At 46.6% G+C, this 19,861-nt stretch carries 19 protein-coding genes; 11 read left to right on the forward strand and 8 right to left on the reverse strand.

Going from position 1 to position 19,861, the window contains the following annotated elements; all coding sequences use genetic code 11:
• Positions 1-25 precede the first annotated feature (25 nt).
• The 3 genes from CLV82_RS02225 to CLV82_RS02235 are packed head-to-tail and all read left to right on the forward strand — an operon-like array spanning position 26 to position 3,316.
• The gene (locus CLV82_RS02225; RefSeq protein WP_133642664.1) at positions 26-1,738 is read left to right on the forward strand and encodes a GMC oxidoreductase; all 1,713 of its coding nucleotides are present in this window, start codon (positions 26-28) and stop codon (positions 1,736-1,738) included.
• Positions 1,738-2,403, forward strand: a complete 666-nt coding sequence (locus tag CLV82_RS02230; RefSeq protein ID WP_133642665.1) for a gluconate 2-dehydrogenase subunit 3 family protein — start codon at positions 1,738-1,740, stop codon at positions 2,401-2,403. Before CLV82_RS02225 ends, CLV82_RS02230 begins: the two co-directional genes overlap by 1 nt.
• Positions 2,396-3,316, forward strand: a complete 921-nt coding sequence (locus CLV82_RS02235) for a hydroxypyruvate isomerase family protein (protein WP_133642666.1) — start codon at positions 2,396-2,398, stop codon at positions 3,314-3,316. Before CLV82_RS02230 ends, CLV82_RS02235 begins: the two co-directional genes overlap by 8 nt.
• A 495-nt stretch (positions 3,317-3,811) precedes the next feature.
• On the opposite strand, the gene CLV82_RS02240 is transcribed toward CLV82_RS02235, so the two are convergent.
• The 3 genes from CLV82_RS02240 to CLV82_RS14685 form a co-directional block, all read right to left on the reverse strand.
• Positions 3,812-6,295: a ribonucleoside-diphosphate reductase subunit alpha gene (locus CLV82_RS02240; protein ID WP_133642667.1), complete on the reverse strand. Its 2,484-nt coding sequence runs from the start codon at positions 6,293-6,295 to the stop codon at positions 3,812-3,814.
• 121 nt (positions 6,296-6,416) lie between these two features.
• Positions 6,417-7,406 carry a ribonucleotide-diphosphate reductase subunit beta gene (locus CLV82_RS02245; protein WP_133642668.1) on the reverse strand — a complete coding sequence of 330 codons (990 nt, stop codon included), beginning with the start codon at positions 7,404-7,406 and terminating at the stop codon, positions 6,417-6,419.
• A gap of 683 nt (positions 7,407-8,089) precedes the next feature.
• Positions 8,090-8,242: a hypothetical protein gene (locus CLV82_RS14685; RefSeq protein ID WP_166636656.1), complete on the reverse strand. Its 153-nt coding sequence runs from the start codon at positions 8,240-8,242 to the stop codon at positions 8,090-8,092.
• A gap of 375 nt (positions 8,243-8,617) precedes the next feature.
• Here CLV82_RS14685 and CLV82_RS02250 point away from each other — a divergent pair, with 375 nt between their 5' ends.
• Positions 8,618-9,352: a LytR/AlgR family response regulator transcription factor gene (locus CLV82_RS02250; RefSeq protein WP_133642669.1), complete on the forward strand. Its 735-nt coding sequence runs from the start codon at positions 8,618-8,620 to the stop codon at positions 9,350-9,352.
• Between the two features lie 9 nt (positions 9,353-9,361).
• Positions 9,362-11,296 (forward strand): tetratricopeptide repeat-containing sensor histidine kinase, encoded by a 1,935-nt coding sequence (locus CLV82_RS02255; RefSeq protein WP_133642670.1) that lies wholly within the window; start codon positions 9,362-9,364, stop codon positions 11,294-11,296.
• On the opposite strand, the gene CLV82_RS02260 is transcribed toward CLV82_RS02255, so the two are convergent.
• Complete coding sequence (locus tag CLV82_RS02260) at positions 11,286-11,858, reverse strand: DUF3109 family protein (protein WP_133642671.1); 573 nt, start codon at positions 11,856-11,858, stop codon at positions 11,286-11,288. The genes CLV82_RS02255 and CLV82_RS02260 overlap by 11 nt on opposite strands.
• Before the next feature lie 124 nt (positions 11,859-11,982).
• On the opposite strand from CLV82_RS02260, the gene CLV82_RS02265 reads away from it, so the two are divergent.
• Together CLV82_RS02265 and CLV82_RS02270 are read left to right on the forward strand one after the other, a co-directional pair.
• Positions 11,983-12,585, forward strand: a complete 603-nt coding sequence (locus tag CLV82_RS02265) for a MarC family protein (protein WP_133642672.1) — start codon at positions 11,983-11,985, stop codon at positions 12,583-12,585.
• A gap of 2 nt (positions 12,586-12,587) precedes the next feature.
• Positions 12,588-12,791, forward strand: coding sequence for a hypothetical protein (locus CLV82_RS02270; RefSeq protein ID WP_133642673.1), 204 nt, complete (start codon positions 12,588-12,590; stop codon positions 12,789-12,791).
• Here CLV82_RS02270 and CLV82_RS02275 read toward each other — a convergent pair.
• The 4 genes from CLV82_RS02275 to CLV82_RS02290 form a co-directional block, all read right to left on the reverse strand.
• The gene (locus tag CLV82_RS02275; protein WP_133642674.1) at positions 12,788-14,410 is read right to left on the reverse strand and encodes a S41 family peptidase; all 1,623 of its coding nucleotides are present in this window, start codon (positions 14,408-14,410) and stop codon (positions 12,788-12,790) included. The genes CLV82_RS02270 and CLV82_RS02275 overlap by 4 nt on opposite strands.
• Positions 14,411-14,420: 10 nt before the next feature.
• The gene (locus CLV82_RS02280; protein WP_133642675.1) at positions 14,421-14,861 is read right to left on the reverse strand and encodes a deoxycytidylate deaminase; all 441 of its coding nucleotides are present in this window, start codon (positions 14,859-14,861) and stop codon (positions 14,421-14,423) included.
• Between the two features lie 83 nt (positions 14,862-14,944).
• Positions 14,945-15,547, reverse strand: coding sequence for a HupE/UreJ family protein (locus CLV82_RS02285; protein ID WP_133642676.1), 603 nt, complete (start codon positions 15,545-15,547; stop codon positions 14,945-14,947).
• 34 nt (positions 15,548-15,581) lie between these two features.
• Entirely contained in the window at positions 15,582-16,310 is a 729-nt protein-coding gene (locus CLV82_RS02290; protein WP_133642677.1) for a tellurite resistance TerB family protein, read from the reverse strand.
• A gap of 132 nt (positions 16,311-16,442) precedes the next feature.
• On the opposite strand from CLV82_RS02290, the gene CLV82_RS02295 reads away from it, so the two are divergent.
• The 4 genes from CLV82_RS02295 to CLV82_RS02310 all read left to right on the forward strand — a co-directional run bounded on the left by CLV82_RS02295 (position 16,443) and on the right by CLV82_RS02310 (position 19,861).
• The gene (locus CLV82_RS02295) at positions 16,443-16,853 is read left to right on the forward strand and encodes a BrxA/BrxB family bacilliredoxin (protein WP_133642678.1); all 411 of its coding nucleotides are present in this window, start codon (positions 16,443-16,445) and stop codon (positions 16,851-16,853) included.
• Between the two features lie 84 nt (positions 16,854-16,937).
• A complete protein-coding gene (locus tag CLV82_RS02300; protein ID WP_133642679.1) occupies positions 16,938-17,672 on the forward strand; it encodes a lysophospholipid acyltransferase family protein in 735 nt (244 codons plus the stop codon).
• Positions 17,672-18,331 (forward strand): HD domain-containing protein, encoded by a 660-nt coding sequence (locus CLV82_RS02305; protein ID WP_133642680.1) that lies wholly within the window; start codon positions 17,672-17,674, stop codon positions 18,329-18,331. Before CLV82_RS02300 ends, CLV82_RS02305 begins: the two co-directional genes overlap by 1 nt.
• A gap of 105 nt (positions 18,332-18,436) precedes the next feature.
• On the forward strand, positions 18,437-19,861 hold the full coding sequence (locus tag CLV82_RS02310; RefSeq protein ID WP_133642681.1) for a Gfo/Idh/MocA family protein: 1,425 nt from the start codon (positions 18,437-18,439) through the stop codon (positions 19,859-19,861).

Here is a 19,861-nt window from a genome sequence, read left to right on the forward strand (position 1 = left end):
TTTTAGCAAATAAACAATCCCAAACATGAGTAAATTCTATTACAATGAAGAGCAGGAATCGTATGATGCGATTGTTGTTGGAACCGGTATCAGTGGAGGCTGGGCTGCTAAAGAATTGTGCGAAAACGGTTTAAAAACCCTCGTTTTGGATCGTGGCCGCATGGTAAAACATATTGAAGATTACCCCACAGCCAACATGGATGACTGGGATTTTCCGAACCGTGGTGAACTGCCAAGGGAAGAAAAGGCCAAACAGCAAAAACAAGCGAGAACCGGGTATACGGTTAAAGCTCCTCATAATTTCTGGTTCGTAAATGACCTGGAGCATCCTTATAATGAAACCAAACGATTTGACTGGATGCGGGGTTACCATGTTGGGGGACGTTCTATTATGTGGGGAAGACACAGCTACCGCTGGAGCGACCTTGATTTTGAAGCCAACCGCCGGGACGGGATAGCCGTAGATTGGCCGGTGAGATATAAAGATATTGCGCCCTGGTATGATAAAGTGGAATCCTTTATCGGGGTAACCGGTGAAAAGCTTGGATTACCACAATTACCTGACGGAGTCTTTGAACCGATGATGGAGCTGAACTGCGTGGAACAAAAATTCCGGGAGAGCGTGGGAGAAAATTTTGACGGACGGGTGGTAACAGCCGGCCGTGTGGCTCATATAAACAGCGACAAACAATATGATGGGCGTATACGCTGCCAATACAGGAACCGCTGTATCCGCGGCTGTCCTTTTGGATCTTATTTCAGCAGTAATTCCTCTACCCTGCCCGCTGCTGAGCGGACTGGGAATATGACGCTGAGACCGGATTCCATTGTCCATGAAGTGATCTATGACCCGGACACAAAACGCGCCACCGGGGTCAAAGTGATAGACAGGGTGACCAAGGAAGAATTTGAATTCAAAGCAAAAGTGATCTTCTTATGCGCATCAGCCATTGCTTCAACATCGATCCTGATGCAATCCAGATCTGACCGCTTCCCGAACGGGATGGGGAACGATTCTGACCAATTAGGCCGTAACATCATGGACCACCACCTGGGTGTGGGAGCCAGCGGAAAGATAGAAGGATTTGACGATAAATATTACAAGGGAAGGAAACCAAACGGGGTTTATATCCCACGGTTCCGCAACCTTGGAGGCAGTTCTAACCGGAACGATTATATCCGGGGCTACGGTTACCAGGGAGGTGCCGGCAGGGGCAACTGGACAGATGCCATTGCAGAAATGTCTCATGGTAAAGCTTTAAAAGATGCCATTTTAAAACCCGGCGGCTGGACCATGGGAATCGGAGGTTTCGGGGAAGTATTGCCCTACGAGGATAACCGTATGACCCTTGATTACGATAAACTGGACGGATGGGGTCTGCCAACGGTGACCTTTGATGCCGAATTTAAAGAGAACGAATGGAACATGCGTAAGGATATGCAGGAGCAGGCCATTGAAATGCTAGAGAAGGCCGGAGCAAGAGATGTCCAGGGATTTGACAATCCCGGGGCCCTTGGGCTTGGGATCCACGAGATGGGGACAGCCCGGATGGGTAGAAATCCAAAGACATCAGTGGTGAATGGTTACAACCAGGTACATGCCGTACCTAATGTATACGTAACGGATGGGGCCTTTATGACCTCTGCCTCCTGTGTAAACCCTTCATTGACCTACATGGCGTTTACTGCCAGGGCGGCCAACCACGCTGTTAACGAACTGAAAAAAGGAAATATCTAATGGACAGAAGAAAAGCACTCAAGAATATGGGTTTATCCCTGGGATATGCTGTTGCAACCCCGACGCTGATAAGCCTGATGCAAAGTTGCCAGGAAGAGAAAGCCATGGTATGGACCCCGGATTTCTTCTCTGTGGGGGAAGGAGCCGCGATCACCAAGCTGGTGGATATCATCCTGCCTAAAACCGACACTCCTGCTGCTTCTGAAGTCCAGGTCCACCTCTTTATTGATCGCCTGGCCAACGAGGTGATGGAACCTGAAAAACAGGACCTCTTTAAACTTGGTATGAGCAGATTCATGGAGGAGGCCGTGCGAGTTTCCGGAAAAGATAAGATCGAGGACCTTAAAACCGAGGACCTGGAACCTGTACTGGCAGAAGCCTTGAGAAATACCAAGGAAGAAGAAGTGCAGATGTTTGAGAGTATCACCAATTACCAGGAGGCAGTTTCCCAGGGGAAAGCCGTCACCCTTGACGATAACATTGCCCGTTTTTCTTTTGCGAATAACCTGCGTGGTTTAACCATCTGGGGTTACAGTACATCAGAATACATAGGAGAAGAAGTACTGGCATATCTCCCGGTTCCCGGGCAGTACGTAGCCTGTGACGATGTGGAGACTCTTACCGGGGGCAAAGCATGGTCTATCGGCATCTCCAATTATGAATAGACGAAACTTTATACAAAAAAGTGCCCTTTCCGGCGGAGCGATCTCCCTGGGCGGGGCACTTGCATTTGGTGCAACTCCTGCTGCAAGACCCACCCATGAATTCGGCCTGAGGTACGCACCCCATTTAGGCATGTTTAAAGAACATGCAGGCGAGGACCCGGTTGCCCAACTCACGTTTATGGCCGATCAAGGATTCCGTGCATTCGAGGACAATGGAATGGCCGGGAGAAGTGTTGCAGAACAGGAACGGATAGCCAAGGCCATGTCCGATCTGAATATGAGTATGGGCGTCTTTGTCGCACACACCATATATTGGGAAGAACCCAACCTGGCATCCGGGGACCCGGCCAGGCAGGAAGATTTTCTACAGGAGATCAAAGCGGCAATAGCCGTAGCAAAACGGGTGGGAGCCAAATGGATGACGGTTGTACCCGGGCATACGGATCCCAGGCTCACCATGGGTTACCAGACCGCCAATGTCATAGAAAGCCTGAGAAAGGCAAGTGCCATCCTGGAGCCCCATGGACTGGTCATGGTCCTGGAACCTCTGAATTTCTATAACCATCCCGGTCTGTTCCTGACAGGTTCTCCACAGGCTTACGAGATCTGTAAAGCGGTAAATTCTCCATCCTGCAAGATCCTCTTTGACATCTACCACCAGCAGATACAAGAGGGCAACCTGATCCCTAATATGGAGCGGTGCTGGGACGAGATCGCTTATATCCAGATAGGGGATAACCCGGGCAGGAACGAGCCTACCACCGGGGAGATCAACTACAGGAATATCTTCAGGTTCCTCCATCAGAAAGGCTACAGTGGTATCCTGGGGATGGAACACGGCAATTCCAAACCCGGTAAGGAAGGAGAACTAGCGGTCATTAATGCCTACAAAGAGGTTGACATCAGAAAGTAACTCTGAGGGGCAGAAGGAATAATTGGCAGGAATTTCACACTATTTAACGGCTTCTTTAGAAAGAATAACACCACTCTTTTCGTCTAAAAAAGAGCTATGGAAACCTATATAATATTTCTGGTGGTGTATGGGATACTTCTTCTCCTGGGAAGATTAATGTACCATGCATTAAAGAAATGAGTGCAGCCTGGAGAAGTGCCCATTTCGACTAAATTTTAACGTTATCGCCACATCCGCGTACCCTCGTTTTTGCGTAAGTACCTTAAGATGAACATAATCCCCTTGTCATGGACGTTTCGGTACTCTTGCTTTTGATCTACATTTTTCTTCTGGCGGCTTCTTACCAGGTATTCCGAGGTTATATTTCCAAATAACCAGTAGAACCGGCGGTTTAATTTACAGCCCTGGGTAGTATAAAAAAATACCCCAGGCGATTTCGTTGTGCTGCCACATTGAAATACCCGGGGTATCCCGATCAAGAATAAACACTAAAACTTAAGAGCCACACATCAGGCAATCATCATCTGCCTGGCCTTCCTTGGCACGTGCGATCAGCATCTTCATCTCTTCCGCGCTCATCGGGGATGTATCTGTGTCTTCGGCAACTACCGGAGTAGGTTTTACATCCATAGCCGCGGTGACTTCCTTAGCCGGGGCTGCTGTTACTGACAGTTCCGGTACTTTAGTTTCTTCAGGTGCTTCTTTTTTCTTGCTGTTGTCCAGCGTAAACTTGATAGCATCTACCGCTGCTTTTGTTCTCAGGTAATACATACCCGTTTTTAAACCGCTTTTCCAGGCATAGAAATGCATAGAGGTAAGCTTGGAATAATTGGCGTTCTCCATGAACAGGTTAAGCGACTGGCTCTGGTCTATAAAGTAACCCCGCTGGCGGCTCATATCAATGATATCCTTCATGCTCAACTCCCAGACTGTTTTGTACAGTTCCTTAATGTCTTCCGGGATACCTTCAATGTGTTGCACAGAACCATTGGCACGCATCAGTTCCTGCTTCAGGTCCTCGTTCCATAGACCGAGTCCTACAAGGTCCTCCAAGAGGTGTTTGTTCACCACGATAAATTCACCGGACAATACCCTCCTTGTGTAGATATTAGAAGTGTAAGGCTCAAAGCACTCGTTATTCCCGAGGATCTGCGAGGTTGAAGCGGTTGGCATAGGCGCAACCAATAAAGAGTTTCTAACCCCGTGCTTCTTAACACTTTTACGAAGTTTGCCCCAATCCCAGCGACCGGATAGTTCTTCGTCCTTGATGCCCCATAAATTATGCTGGAACTCTCCCTGGGAGATCGGAGATCCTTCATAGGTCTGGTAAGGACCTTCTTCCTGTGCCATTTCCATAGAGGCGGTAACCGCAGCAAAATACAAGGTCTCAAAGATATCCTGGTTCAGCTGCTTTGCCTCGTCACTGGTAAAGGGAAGGCGCAGCATGATGAAGGCGTCTGCCAATCCCTGGACCCCCAGCCCGATTGGGCGGTGGCGCATGTTAGAATTCTCTGCCTCCTTGATAGGGTAGTAATTACGGTCTATTACCCTGTTCAGGTTCTTGGTCACCCGTTTGGTGACACGGAATAATTCTTTGTGATCAAACTGTCCGTTCTTGATGAACATCGGAAGTGCGATCGAAGCCAGGTTACATACGGCCACTTCGTCCGGGGAGGTATACTCCATGATCTCCGTACAAAGGTTAGAAGAACGGATAGTTCCCAGGTTCTTCTGGTTACTCTTGCGGTTAGCTGCATCCTTATACAGCATATATGGCGTTCCGGTTTCTATCTGCGACTCCAGTATTTTTTCCCAGAGGTCCCTGGCCTTGATGGTCTTACGGCCTTTTCCTTCAGCTTCATATTTCAGGTATCGCTCCTCGAATTCTTCGCTGTGGTGGTTATATAAACCCGGGCACTCATTGGGGCACATCAGGGTCCACTCCTCGTTAGCCTCTACCCTTTTCATGAATAGGTCCGGCACCCACATGGCGTAGAACAGGTCCCTGGCACGCATCTCTTCTTTTCCGTGGTTTTTCTTAAGATCCAGGAAATCAAAAATATCGGCATGCCATGGCTCAACGTAGATAGCGAAACTACCTTTTCTTTTCCCACCACCCTGGTCAACATATCTGGCTGTGTCGTTAAAGACCTTAAGCATTGGCACTATCCCATTAGAAGTACCGTTGGTTCCTGCAATGTAAGACCCTGTAGCGCGGATATTGTGGATAGATAAACCGATACCACCAGCTGACTGGGATATCTTGGCCGTATTTTTCAAGGTATCATAGATCCCGTCGATACTATCGTCTTTCATGGCTAGCAGGAAACATGAAGACATCTGTGGTTTAGGTGTCCCCGCATTGAACAGGGTCGGGGTAGCATGTGTAAAATACTTTTTAGACATCAGTTCGTAGGTCTCCTTGGCGGCTTCCAGGTCGTTCAGGTGAATTCCCACGGCGACACGCATCAGCATATGCTGCGGACGCTCGGCGATCTTACCGTTGATCTTAAGCAGGTATGAACGTTCTAATGTCTTAAATCCAAAATAGTCGTAGCCGAAATCCCGATTATAAATGATGGTACTATCCAGTTCAGCTGCATTATCAGAGATCACCTTAAACACTTCATCAGACACCAGGGGTGCTTTCTTCCCGGTACGTGGATTGACGTACTCATAGAGATCCTGCATGGTCTCGGAAAAAGATTTCTTGGTATTCTTGTGCAGGTTAGAAACGGAAATACGTGCAGCCAGCTTGGCATAATCCGGGTGTGTCGTTGTCATGGTTGCCGCGATCTCGGCCGCCAGGTTATCCAATTCAGAGGTAGTAACCCCGTCATAAAGTCCTTCAATGACCCGCATGGCCACTTTAACTGGGTCTACGAGTTCGTTTAAGCCATAACATAACTTACGAACACGGGCCGTGATCTTATCGAACATAATCGGCTCTTTTCTTCCGTCTCTTTTTACTACAAACATGTGTTTAGTTGATTTAAGGTGATACGTTGCTTGTGTCGTACTTCGGCAGGAAGTACAACCTGGATATATATTGAGCACATTTCGCCCCTTGGGGGACGCATGCGGATGGATTGTTTACTGTTTAGAAATCTGCGTCGAAGCTGATCTTCTGCGCATCGGAATCCTGGTCTTTGTTAAGTACACCGGCCTTCTGGTATTCAGAAACACGCTTCTCAAAGAAATTGGTTTTCCCCTGCAGGGAGATCATATCCATGAAATCGAATGGATTGGTCGAGTTATAAACTTTCTCGCACTCCAGTTCAACCAGCAGGCGATCAGCGACAAACTCCAGGTACTGGGTCATCAGCTTGGCATTCATCCCGATAAGGCTTACCGGAAGCGATTCGGTAATGAATTCACGTTCTATATTCAGCGCATCGACAATGATATCGGTAATACGCGATTTTGGCACCTTATTCACCAGGTGTTTGTTGTGTAGGTGGACGGCATAATCACAGTGCATTCCTTCATCACGGGAGATCAACTCGTTAGAGAAGGTCAGGCCTGGCATCAGGCCTCTTTTCTTAAGCCAGAAGATAGAGCAGAAGGCCCCTGAGAAGAAGATCCCTTCGACCGCCGCAAAAGCGATCAGTCTTTCTGCGAAGCTGGGAGACTCGATCCATTTAAGAGCCCAGTCGGCTTTTTTCTTTATAGCAGGAAAGTTCTCGATAGCCTTGAAGAGAATGTTCTTTTCTTTTTCGTCCTTCACGTAGGTATCGATCAGGAGGGAGTAGGTCTCGGAATGGATATTCTCCATCATGATCTGGAAGCCATAGAAGAACTTAGCTTCCGGGTATTGCACTTCGTTCACGAAATTTTCCGCAAGGTTCTCATTAACGATCCCGTCCGAGGCTGCAAAAAACGCCAGGATATGTTTTATAAAGTACTTTTCGTCATCATTCAGCTTATTGTTCCAGTCGGCCAGGTCCTGGTGCAGGTCTATTTCTTCAGCGGTCCAGAAACAGGCTTCGCATTTCTTATACCATTCCCAGAGATCGTGATGTTGGATAGGGAAGATCACAAAGCGACCTTCGTTTTCTTTTAAAATAGGTTCTACTGAAGATGATGACATAATCAATGCGTTTTAGTGTTAGTATGAAGTGCGAAAGTTGTTCGTGTTGGGAATAACAAAGATTTAAAAAAGGGTTCAATAACGAAACCCTATTTCCGCGAATTGGTCTTAAAGTTTTTAACAGAATTTGTTGAAATCCCACCTCGGCAAGGAAGTTTGTTAGGCCTCCGGGATGCCGCACACTCTTAATAGAATTCGACATAAAAAAACATTTACAGAATAAACCAAAGAGTCGGTATTTATATACTTTACGGTTTATTTGAAAAGAGTTAGAGTCAGGTCCCGGTAACACGAAAGAGTGACCGGATAGAGATGATTATTCTTAAATGGAAGGAGAAAGTAAAAGGAAGTAAAAAAAAATCTATCAAACCCGTACGATCCTTCTGGCTGCGATAAAAATTTGTTATCACGACAAATGGATCTGCTGAACTAGGTAGTTCCCCCGAAACCTATATCCCGCAAATACCATGGCCAAAAATTGGTCTGGTTATCCTGTTCGTGCAATTGCAACCACGGGTGCTGTTTTTAACAGCTGTGCCACCCTAGGATAAGCACTCCCGTCAGGATCGTACTTTTGGTCTGATAGTTATGTATTACTCGGCTCCCCTAAGGTTACCGAATCGCTCTAAAGTGCAAACCCACCTTGAGCGTTGAGTTGAAAATGGATAATTCCTTGTACAGATCTAAGGCCTGCTATTCGTTGTGGCAATCAGTTCTGCCGGATTGGTGGCGATCACCAATTTCGACTCTTGTTGTTCCTCTAATCTCCTCTCGGTGATCGACGCTAGGATCAGGGTGAGAATCAGAACGCAGAACAGGATTACACACTTTTTCATAATTCCCAGGATTCGTTGATAATTTCTTCAGATACATAATGTATCCTGGGGAATTTTCGCAATATCAAATGTAATTGAATCTCTACTGTTTTAGGGGCTATATGTATAACCTGCAATAAATTATGTATGGATGGCGGTTAAAAAATGTGCTAAATTTAGCAGCAACACTCAATAAGGCCCCTTTATCCCTTTTGGCGCAGATAATAATCGTAGCCTCTCCTGTATTTAGAGAAAAGGATTTACCCCAAAAATAGAATACATCTCACCGCCGCCGGGTTATCTGTACGGCTTTCAGATCTTTATGTACAACTTTTATAGGTACTGAATAATCTCCTTCTTATATTTGATTATCTTTCCTTTAAAGAAATAATTCTCATGCTTGAAGCCGTACTTGTAGACGATGAGAAGAAAGCATTGCAAAGCTTGTCCTGGGAACTGACAAACTTCAGCAACGAGATCCATGTGAAAGCCTCTTTTACCGATCCCTTTGAAGCCCTGGAGTACCTCGAGAAACATAGCCCGGACTGCCTGTTTCTCGATATTGAAATGCCAAAAATGGACGGATTCCAGTTCATCCAGAAGATCACCAAACGAGATTTTCCCGTAGTCATCACCACTGCCTACAATCAATACGCCATCCAGGCCCTGAAGAACGAGGCGCTGGACTACCTGCTGAAGCCCATAGACGGTGATGACCTGAAAGAGACGATCAGTAAGATCAAGAAATACCAGGCACGGAACCTGAATACCGATAAACTTGAGAAATTATTACTGAATTTCAATAATAACCCGGTCCATAAAAAGATCACGGTAAACACGGATGGTAAACTCATCTTTCTTACAGCTGATGAAATCCTGTATGCAGAATCTGACGGCAACTATAGTACGCTTTACCTGAAAGACGGGCAAAGGATCGTACTGACGAAAAAACTGAAAGAAGTAAACTTATTATTACCTGCAGACGTATTTTATCGCATCCATAACTCGTATATCATCAACCTCTCTAAGATCAAGGAATTTATTAAGACTGACGGATACGTTGTATTGGTTTCAGGACACAAGATCCCGGTTTCCAGGCAGAAAAAGTCAGATTTCCTGGATATGTTATAAATCGACCAAATGAAACGCGCTTTTCCCCGGAATATAATATGCCCGTTGCTAATGATCTCTGGTATTTTTTCAAATGCCCAGCACGATACGGCCGAATTCCTGAGAAAAACTGACAGCGTTCTGAAAGTAAAACCAAATACTTACAAGGAGTTGGACCGAGTTTTTTCTCCCTACCGGAAAGACAGTGTTCTACTTACATACCTGGTCAGGAGGTCAGATTCTATCCAGTATTTCGATGGACTGGCATACGCCTATAACCAGCTGGGAATACGCTCAAGAGATCTTGCAAATAATTCCCAGGCCATACGATATCACCAGCAGGGACTAGAGGCTGCCATTGTCGCCAACAACATGGAACTCAGGATACATAGCCTGAATATGCTGGGGCTGGACTATTTACAGAGCAACGCGATCAAATCTGCCCTGGATTACAGTAAGGAGGCACTATACCTGGCACGTTCCGTTAAGGACCCATCTCCCCTGATCAAAAGCACCATGAATGCCTCCCTGAACGGGATTGGGAATATTTACCGCACCCTGGAGCAGTATGACCTGGCTATAGACCTGTTCCGTGAGGCGGTGGAACTTGAACTGGAACTTGGGAATATTCCCCAGGCCGCTATCAACTACGCCCGGATTGGTGAATCGCTGGAGGCCATGGGAAATTTGGAGGAAGCACTGGTGAATTATAACGAGGCACTTGAACTCAATGAATTGGTCAGTTCTGACCAGGTGCAGGTGATGGGCAATTTTGGCATTGCACATGTCTATGTACACCAGGACAAATTGGAAGAAGCCCTCGGAATCTTTAATTCTATCCTTCCCCTGGCCGAAGAAACCGGGGACATGGAAATGATCTCTGCGATCTACATCAATATCGGCTGGACGTATATACACATGGATCAACATGAAGATGCTAAACAATACCTGGGCAAAGGATTACGAATGGCGGAGGAATACAACATCTACGGCAACATTTACACCGCCAAGACTTTCTTTCACGATCTTTATGAGAAGGAAGGGGATTTTGAAAATGCACTCGAATACTACGAACAGGCGCAAACCATGCGACGAAAGATCTCGAACGAGCGAAATACCCGCTACGTATACGATGTGATCTCGCTGGCAGAATCCGAAGAACGAAACAACCGGATAGAATCCCTGGCACAGGAGAACGAACTGGTCAAATTGAGATTAAAAAGAAACCAGAACACGCTGATCATAAGCACCCTGGTCCTGGCACTTTTCATCCTCATACTTTACATTTTTTACCGGCAGTACCAGCTCAGGAGCGATAAAAAGCTGCTGACCCTGGAACAGACCATGCTCCGCAGCCAGATGAATCCGCATTTCCTGTTTAACTCCCTGAACTCCATCAAACTGTACATTATCAATAACGAGAAGAAGAATGCCGTACACTACCTCAACAAGTTCTCCAAGTTAGTTAGGAAGATCCTGGATGCCTCCTCCGTAAAAGAGATATCCCTGGCCGAAGAACTGGAAACAGTAAAACTATATATGAATATTGAGAACATCCGGTTTAATAACGAGATCAATTTCACCGTCCGGATCGACCAGCAGATAGACCCGCACCAGGTAAAAGTTCCATCGCTCATACTGCAACCTTTCCTGGAGAACGCCCTGTGGCACGGACTTTCATCCAAGGAAGGTGAAAAGAATATCGAGTTGCACATCTCCCGCGAGAATGAAAGGTTCATGCAGATCGCCATTACAGATAACGGGGTGGGACGCGATGCTTCAGAGGCCTTGAAAAAAAGCAGGGTTTTAAAGCGAAAATCCCTGGGAATAGACATCACCAAGGAACGACTTCAGAATTTCTCAAAGGCTTACCGGAATTCGTTCGAAATTGATATCATTGACCTTTTCGACCGGATGCGGCAACCGACCGGCACCCAAATCGTCCTTCATATCCCTACGGCCTGAGGTGTTCTTTGGCTACTTTTTCAAGTTCTTCATACCACTCTTGGCCGAATTTCCGAACCAGGGCTTCTTTTACGAATTTGTAGACAGGAACCTGTAATTCAGCACCAAGGCCACAAGCCGGATCACAGATCTGCCATTTGTGGTAGTTCACTGCCGTAAGTTCCGTATACTCCCTGACGCGAACAGGGTACAGGTGGCAGGAAACCGGTTTTACCCAATTGGTGACCCCATCCTTCGCCGCCTGCTCCAGGCCGCAGAGCGCTGTCCCGTTATCACTGAAAGTCACGTAGGCGCATTCCTTGTTATTGACCAGGGGGGTTTCCCAGTCGCCATCACTACCTTTCACGTAAGTGCCCTGCTGTTCGATGGCAGTAATTCCCTCCGGTCTCAGATAAGGTCTCACCTTGGGATAAATTTCTCTGAGAATCTCTGTCTCTGCAGCCTCGAGGGGGGCACCAGCCTCCCCTTCCACGCAGCAAGCCCCTTTGCAGGCACTTAAATTGCATACAAAATCGTTCTCAATAATTTCTTCGGAAACAATGGTCTTTCCCAGTTGAAACATACCCACTCATTTAAGTCGGCCAAAGATACCGCTTTGTTATTGTTAAGACAGTAATAATTTAATGGTTTCGTAATCCAAGGATGCTTCTAAGACGTACCTTTGTCGACTTTTAAAAATAAATGCTATGAGTTTAGACTTTCGCGAAATTGCAACCACGACAATGGTTCTTTTTGCTGTCATCGATATCCTGGGAGGGATTCCTGTGATCGTTAGCCTGCGAAACAAGGTAGGGCACATCCAGTCAGGAAAGGCAACTATCGTTGCCGCCTGTATCATGGTCGCTTTCCTCTTTGTCGGGGAAGAGATCCTGAACCTGATCGGGATAGACGTGAATTCATTCGCAGTGGCCGGTGCCTTCATCATATTTTTCCTTGCAATTGAAATGATACTCGGGATTTCCCTTTATAAAGACGACGAACCTGAGAGTGCATCTATCGTACCCATAGCATTTCCACTGATCGCAGGTGCGGGAACCCTTACTTCTTTATTATCTTTGCGGGCAGAGTATCACGTGGAGAATATCATTATCGCCATTATTCTGAATACCATTTTCGTTTACCTGGTACTGAAGTCGTCCGGACGTATTGGTCGCTTCCTGGGTAAGAGTGGATTAAGTGTGATCCGGAAGGTATTTGGTGTTATCCTGATGGCTATTGCTGTAAAATTATTTGCAGCCAATGTACACCAATTGTTCGCGATACAGGAAACCCTGGCAACCCTTAAGTAGTTATGAACAAATATCTAAGTATAATTCTTGTCGTACTGGCACTGGCGCTTATCGCCTATAATGTAACCGTTATCGATTTCAACGATCCGTTACAGGGAGACAGCACTATCGCCATCATCGGGATAGTCGCGGCACTTTGCGCCATCGTACTCATCCTGATCTTTAACACTTCCAAAAAGATCCAGAAAAAGATAGAGGAAGATTAATCCTGCCTGATCATCGGGGTATCCGAAGGCCGGTCCAGCTGAAGCACCTTCTGTAACATAGGGTCGTTCTCGGCTTTTATCCTGGCCTGCTGGTCAGGTCCGAATAACTGGGCAGCAAGGGCAGCTTTCAGGTATCCCTTAATACGCTCTTCCATATCGTAATAGCGGAGGTTGAGCTTCTGCACCAAGGGCCAGCGTTCAGCGTAATTGATGAAGTTCTCAAAAAGGATGTCATCAACGTTGAACTTATTCATAAAGTGGTGCTCGCTCATCTGGGCATACCTGTTCCTGTCTTCTTCCAGGTGGTCAAAAATAAATCTTGAAAATAGTCCAAAAGAACTGTCCAGGCTCTCCACGGCTTCTTCTTCGTGAGAGCCGATAGGTACGAACACATCAGGGATTATTCCTCCACCCCCGTAGACTATCTTTCCTTTGGGAGTCTCGAACCGGAGAGAATCCGCTACTTTGATACTGTCAGCTTCCATCAGCTCACCATTTTCATAGCGGTTCATAAAACGTTCATAGTAATCCTCGGTTCCATTCTCGTAACTCTTCTGAATAGAACGCCCTGTAGGTGTATAATACCTGGATACCGTAAGTCTTACGGCTGATCCATCCCCGAGTTCCATCTCGCGCTGAACCAGGCCCTTCCCGAAGGATCTCCGCCCCACGATGGTGCCGATATCGTTATCCTGTAATGCCCCGGCAACGATCTCGCTGGCAGATGCAGAACGCTCATTGATCAGTACGTACACCGGTTTGTTCTCAAAATTCCCTTTTTTAGTAGCATAGGTCTTATCGACCTTGCCTTTTTTGTTCTTAGTATAGAGAATCAGTTTGCCATCCTGCAGGAATTCATCGGCCATTTTCTGGGCAATTCCCAAATAGCCCCCTGGGTTATCCCTGAGATCGAGCACCAGTTTTTCCGCCCCTTTCTTTTGAAGATTCTTCAGGGCCCTGGAAAATTCTTTATAAGTAGATTCTGCAAAGCGATTCACCTTGATATACCCGATATCCTCTCGCAACATATATTGTGCCTCAACGCTGGCCAGGGGAATCCGGTCCCGCCGGATATTGACGTCAAAAGTTTTATCCGCTGTTTTCCTGTAAATTTTAAGCTTTACAGAGGTACCTTCTTTCCCTTTAAGCTTACTCACGATATCTGCACTAGGCAATCTTTTTCCATAAAGAGTATCGGTATTGGCCATAAGGATCCTGTCCCCCGGCTTTATCCCTTTCTCTTCACTGGGGCCGTTCTGCACAGCACGGATAACGGCAATGGTATCCTTATACATATAGAAATTCACCCCTATCCCCACGAAGTCACCCTTCATGTTCTCTGAGACCTGTGCCATATCTTCTTTAGGGATATAAACAGAATGGGGATCCAGTTTATCCAGGATATTGTTCACCGTCACGTCTACAATACTGTCTGTATTGATATCGTCTACATATTCATAATCGATATAATCGATAAGACGGTTCAGTTTATCTTTTTTCGAATTGGTTGTAAAGAGTTTTTCCGGCGTATCGTTGAAATTCAGTTTACCGCCCAAAAAGATACCGCATGCCAGGGCAAGGGCGACAATCGTAGGCCATAAGTAATACTGTTTTTTCATCGATCAGTTTTTAGATCACTTTCTCCTCGATCACCGGGAGATGCTGGAGTTCCACTCCTGCTTTTTGCAGGAACCTGAGCCCGGAGTCGTCTTTATACGCTGTCTGGTATACCACACGTTTTATGCCGGACTGGTGAATGAGCTTACTGCATTCTTTACAAGGAGACATGGTAATATATAATGTAGCCCCCTGGCAGCTCTGGGTAGAAGAAGCAACTTTTAAGATGGCATTGGCCTCGGCATGTAAAACATACCATTTGGTATAACCCTCCTCGTCCTCGCAAAAATTCTCAAAACCCGTCGGAGTCCCGTTATAACCATCAGAGATGATCATCCGGTCTTTTACGATGATCGCCCCCACCTGCCGGCGGACGCAATAGGATAGCTTACCCCATTCATGTGCCATCCGTAAATAAGCCTTATCGTACTTTGATCGTTTTCCCTCGTTCATAAAGGTAATTCGGGTTGCGGGATTCTAGCTGCTACTAAGATACCTGCTTTAGGAACGCTTCACAAACCCCAAACGGTTAATTTTTAATTAAAACAGGCTACCCAATTAGGGAACGTATCGATCAGCATAGGTATTGTGGCCAACCCTATAATTATCGCTCCTACAGTAATATACCAGTATGATCGCACTTTTAACAGGGTTCTGAAGAGGTATGTAAGCCCAAGCATCACCAGTAGGATCACCAGTTGTGATAATTCTATCCCGGTAGCGAATCCAAGAAGGGGTCCTGCTTTGGATTCTTCCCCCGCCATGAGCATATTAAAGTAGTTAGAAAAACCGAAGCCATGGATGAGACCAAAGAAGGCAGCAGAAAGACAGTGCATATACAGATCTGTCTTATCGGCATCTCTCCTGGTGAACATCAGGCTGAGAACTGCTGTGATCACAATGGTGATCGGGATGAGGAATTCAATACACTCTGCCGGGACGCGAAAGAGTTCGTAGACAGAGAGGGCCAGAGATGTACAGTGAAATATCGTGAATACGGTAGCAAGGAAAAGTACTTTTTTCCATCCCCTGAAGGTAAAGGGCAGAGCCAGGGCTGCGAGATAAAGGATGTGATCATAAGCCCCGGGATCCATTACGTGCTTATAGCCCAGTTCTACATAAAACCCGAATTCTCCCATGATGTGATTTTTATTTAAATACCGGTATTATTGTCTATAGTCCACGTTCGCGCTGAATATGCTCGTATGCTTTCTGGACTTCCTTGAATTTCTCCTCAGCCCCTTTTTTAATTGCTTCGTCCTTGGTGATCACCCGGTCCGGGTGATATTTCTTAGCCATCGTCCTGTAGGCCCTTTTTACTTCTTCATCCGTAGCACTGCGTTCAATTTCCAGGATCTTGTACGCGTTATCGGCAGATTTCACGAACATCGCCTTTATACTCTCAAAATCATGTGAACCTATTCTCAAGTAGCCGGCAATCTCCGAAAGTTTCGCAATTTCTGCCGGACTTGCCGAACCATCAGCCTGGGCGATCCCAAAGAGAAAGTGCAGCAATTGAAGTCGCACTTCATACCGGGTACGCTGGTTGAGGAAGGAACAAATATTCTGGGCGGATATCTCTCGTTTTTTAACAACCTCGTTAAAGGTGCGGAAGATAGCGTTGGCCTTATCCTTCCCATAAGTACTGAGGAAATATTGCCGGACATAGTCGAGCTCCCGCTGACTTACCTGCCCGTCTGCTTTGATCACTATGGAACAGAGAGACAGCAGGTGCAGTTCAAAATCGGATGGTGAAACCTGTTGCCTTGTAAAATCACTGAAGACTGTCCTTCCTCCTCCCCTGCCTTGTGAATCCAACAGGCTGCCCAGGAAAAATCCAATCAATGCCCCGGGTAGTCTGAAGAAAAAATAGCCCAGGATTGCCGCTATCCATTTGATCATGCTTTATTGAAAATTTACGCAAATATAGGACATTGCACAGGATTAGCAGCCCGGTTTTCTCCCTAAGCCACAACTGTGTAAAGTGCTTTGAATTGGTTATCTTTGTAGCCTGAAATTCAAAACAAAAAGCATATGTACCCTGCAGAATTAGTAAAACCTATGAGAGAAGACCTGGCATCTGCCGGTTTTGAAGAATTATATACCGCTGAAGCCGTTGAAAAAGCCATTAATCAAAAGGGTACCACCCTGGTTGTGGTTAACTCAGTTTGCGGATGTGCTGCTGCCAATGCCCGTCCGGGAGCCAAAATGAGCCTCGATAACTGCAAAACTCCGGATCACCTGGTTACCGTATTTGCCGGGGTAGATACAGAGGCAGTGAACGCCGCCCGCGACCTGATGGTTCCTTTTCCTCCCTCTTCTCCGAGCATGGCCTTATTCAAAGATGGAGAACTGGTGCACATGATAGAACGTCACCATATTGAAGGAAGACCTGCAGAGCTAATCGCGGAGAACCTGAAGGAAGCTTACAACGATTACTGTTAAGATCCGGGTGTAATACCCCGTTACAGAGAAGTATAATATTGGTTAAAAACCGTTCGTATCCGGGCGGTTTTTTATTTTTGAGTCATGAGAAAAATACTCGCCTACCCGTTAACGGTGGTTTATTTTATCTTTTTCGGCTTGCTGCTGCTGATCTTTCATCCCATTCAGTGGATCTGCCTGAATGTCTTCGGATACGAGGCACATAAGAAAAGCGTGAGCATAATGAACCTCGGCATACTCCGCCTGACCCATTTACTGGGTACGCGCTATTCTTTCGTCAAGGAATCCGAATTGCCACGGGACCGTCCCTTGATCCTGGTCGCCAATCACCAGAGCATGTATGATATCCCGATGATCATCTGGTTCCTGCGAGCCTGCCATCCGAAATTTGTCAGTAAGATGGAGTTAGGCAAAGGAATTCCCAGTGTCTCTTATAATTTACGCCATGGAGGGTCAGTTCTGATCAACAGGAAAGATTCACGACAGGCACTTACCGAAATCTCTAAACTGGGCAAATATATTGAGGAAACTAAGCGGGCAGCTGTAATATTCCCTGAAGGTACGCGGAGTCGGGATGGCCATCCCAAGAACTTCCAGCTGATGGGCCTGAGGATACTGATGAAAACAGCTCCCTCGGCGCTAGTGGTGCCAATTACTATCAATAATTCCTGGAAAATGTTGCGCTACGGTAAATTCCCCCATGGTATCGGCAGCCACCTGAAGATGCAGGTACATGCCCCGATGGAACAGAACAGTGACCCCGAAGCCCTGCTGGAAAAAGTAGAAAAGAAAATAAAGGAAAGTATAAAGAACAGCTGATGACCGACGCAGAGATCGTAGAACAAACCATTGCCTTTGTCAAGGAAACCTTGCGGGGCGCAGAAGGGGGGCACGACTGGTTCCATATCCGACGCGTATTTAACAACACCCTGCTGATCGCCAAGGATGAAAAGGTAGATGTCCTGGTGGTCAGCCTTGCTGCCTTACTCCACGATATCGCCGATGCAAAATTTCATGACGGTGATGAAAAAATAGGCCCAAAAATGGCCCGGGAATTTCTCAACTCCCTGGAAGTTCCCAAGAAGACTATCACCCACGTAGTAAAGATCATCAAGCATATCTCATTTAAGAACTCCCTCTCCAGGAATAAAAAGCAGTTCAACTCGCGCGAATTGCAGGTGGTTCAGGATGCCGACCGACTTGATGCGATAGGTGCCATAGGGATTGCCAGGGCTTTCAATTACGGTGGTTTTAAGAACCGTAGCTTGTACGATCCTGAAATTCAGCCTAAGCTGAATATGACCAAGGAGGAATACAAGAAATCAGAGGGCCCGACCATCAACCATTTTTACGAAAAGCTGCTGTTACTTAAAGATGGGATGAAAACGGATACGGGCAGGAAACTGGCCGAAGGCAGGCACCAGTTTATGCTAAATTACCTGCAGCAGTTTTATGACGAATGGAACGGTCGCCTCTAATATTTTTTCAAAATCCTATCTTAATTTACTACTCGTCCCGGCTCCCAATTTGCCAATAGAATTTTTATGTATCTTCAGCATTCACCTAAAAATGAATGACTACCCATGCAGCGAAGAAAATTTATTAAAAATGCGGCAGCAACCTCTGCGGCTTTTTCCATTGTGCCCAGTTTTGTCTTGGGAAAAGGACATGTCCCTCCGTCTGATACACTTTATGTAGCCGCTTTTGGCGTTGGCGGAAGAGGCGCAGGGGTGATGAATGGCCTTGACCGTACCGGCAAAGTGAAATACGTCGCATTCTGCGATGTAGATGAGCGCCGGGCTGCAGACACCTATAAGAAATACCCTGACGTAAAACGCTATACTGACTTTCGAAAAGTTTACGACAACCAGCTGAAAGATATCGACGCCATCATGGTGGCCACCCCGGACCACAACCACGCTACCATAGCATTACCTTTTATGCGCGCTAAGAAACATGCATACGTGGAGAAACCCCTTACCCATACGATTCGCGAAGCCCGGCTGATGACGGAAGCCGCCCGTGAAAATGGGATCGTGACCCAAATGGGGAACCAGGGAGCATCCAGTGACGGTAGCCGGGAAGCCAGGGAATGGATAGACAGCGGGGTTATCGGGAAGATAGAACGGGTCGACTGCTGGACCAACAGGCCGGTCTGGCCGCAGGGAGTCCCCGTTCCCACAGAGAAGCATCCTATCCCGAAAGGGTTGGACTGGAACCAGTGGCTGGGACCTGCTGCCATGAGGGATTATAATAATGCCTATCTCCCCTTTAAATGGAGAGGTTGGTGGGATTTCGGTACAGGTGCACTGGGCGACATGGGATGTCATATCATGGAAACTCCGTTCAGTGTCCTGGACCTGGGATATCCAACCGAAGCAGAGGCCAGTTGTACCACGAACTGGGTGGGTGATTTTGTAGAGGCAGATTACAACGAATCTTGTCCTTCATCTTCTATCGTACGTTTAAAATTCGATACTCCTAACCACGGACCTATTGGCCTCAACTGGTACGATGGCGGGATCATGCCCGATCTTCCGGATGAACTGAAAGATGGAGAGACCATAGGGGATACCGGTGGAGGTACTGTTTTTTATGGCTCTAAAGGAATCCTGGTAACCGATGTTTACTCCAGGAATGCGCGAATCCTCCCTTCCAGTATGATGGACCTGCTGAATAAACCGAAACCCTACCTGGAAAGGATTGAAGGGGATACGGAAGGACACCAGAAAAACTGGGTTGAAGGATGCCTGAACGGGACTTCTACTTCTTCCGATTTCAAAAAATCCGGGCCTCTTACCGAAGCAGTACTGATGGGGAACCTGGCCATTAAGGCTTTTCAGCACAAAGAACTGAAGCCCGGGAAGAAATTAGGCGACTGGGATCCATTTAATTACCCAGGCAGAATGAAACTGAAATGGGACGGAGAGAATATGCGGGTGACCAATTACGAGAAAGCTAATGACTGGGTTCGTGGCGAGTACCGTAAAGGATGGGAACTTACCTAA

The organism is Zeaxanthinibacter enoshimensis, from assembly GCF_004362865.1.
Lineage (GTDB): Bacteria > Bacteroidota > Bacteroidia > Flavobacteriales > Flavobacteriaceae > Zeaxanthinibacter > Zeaxanthinibacter enoshimensis.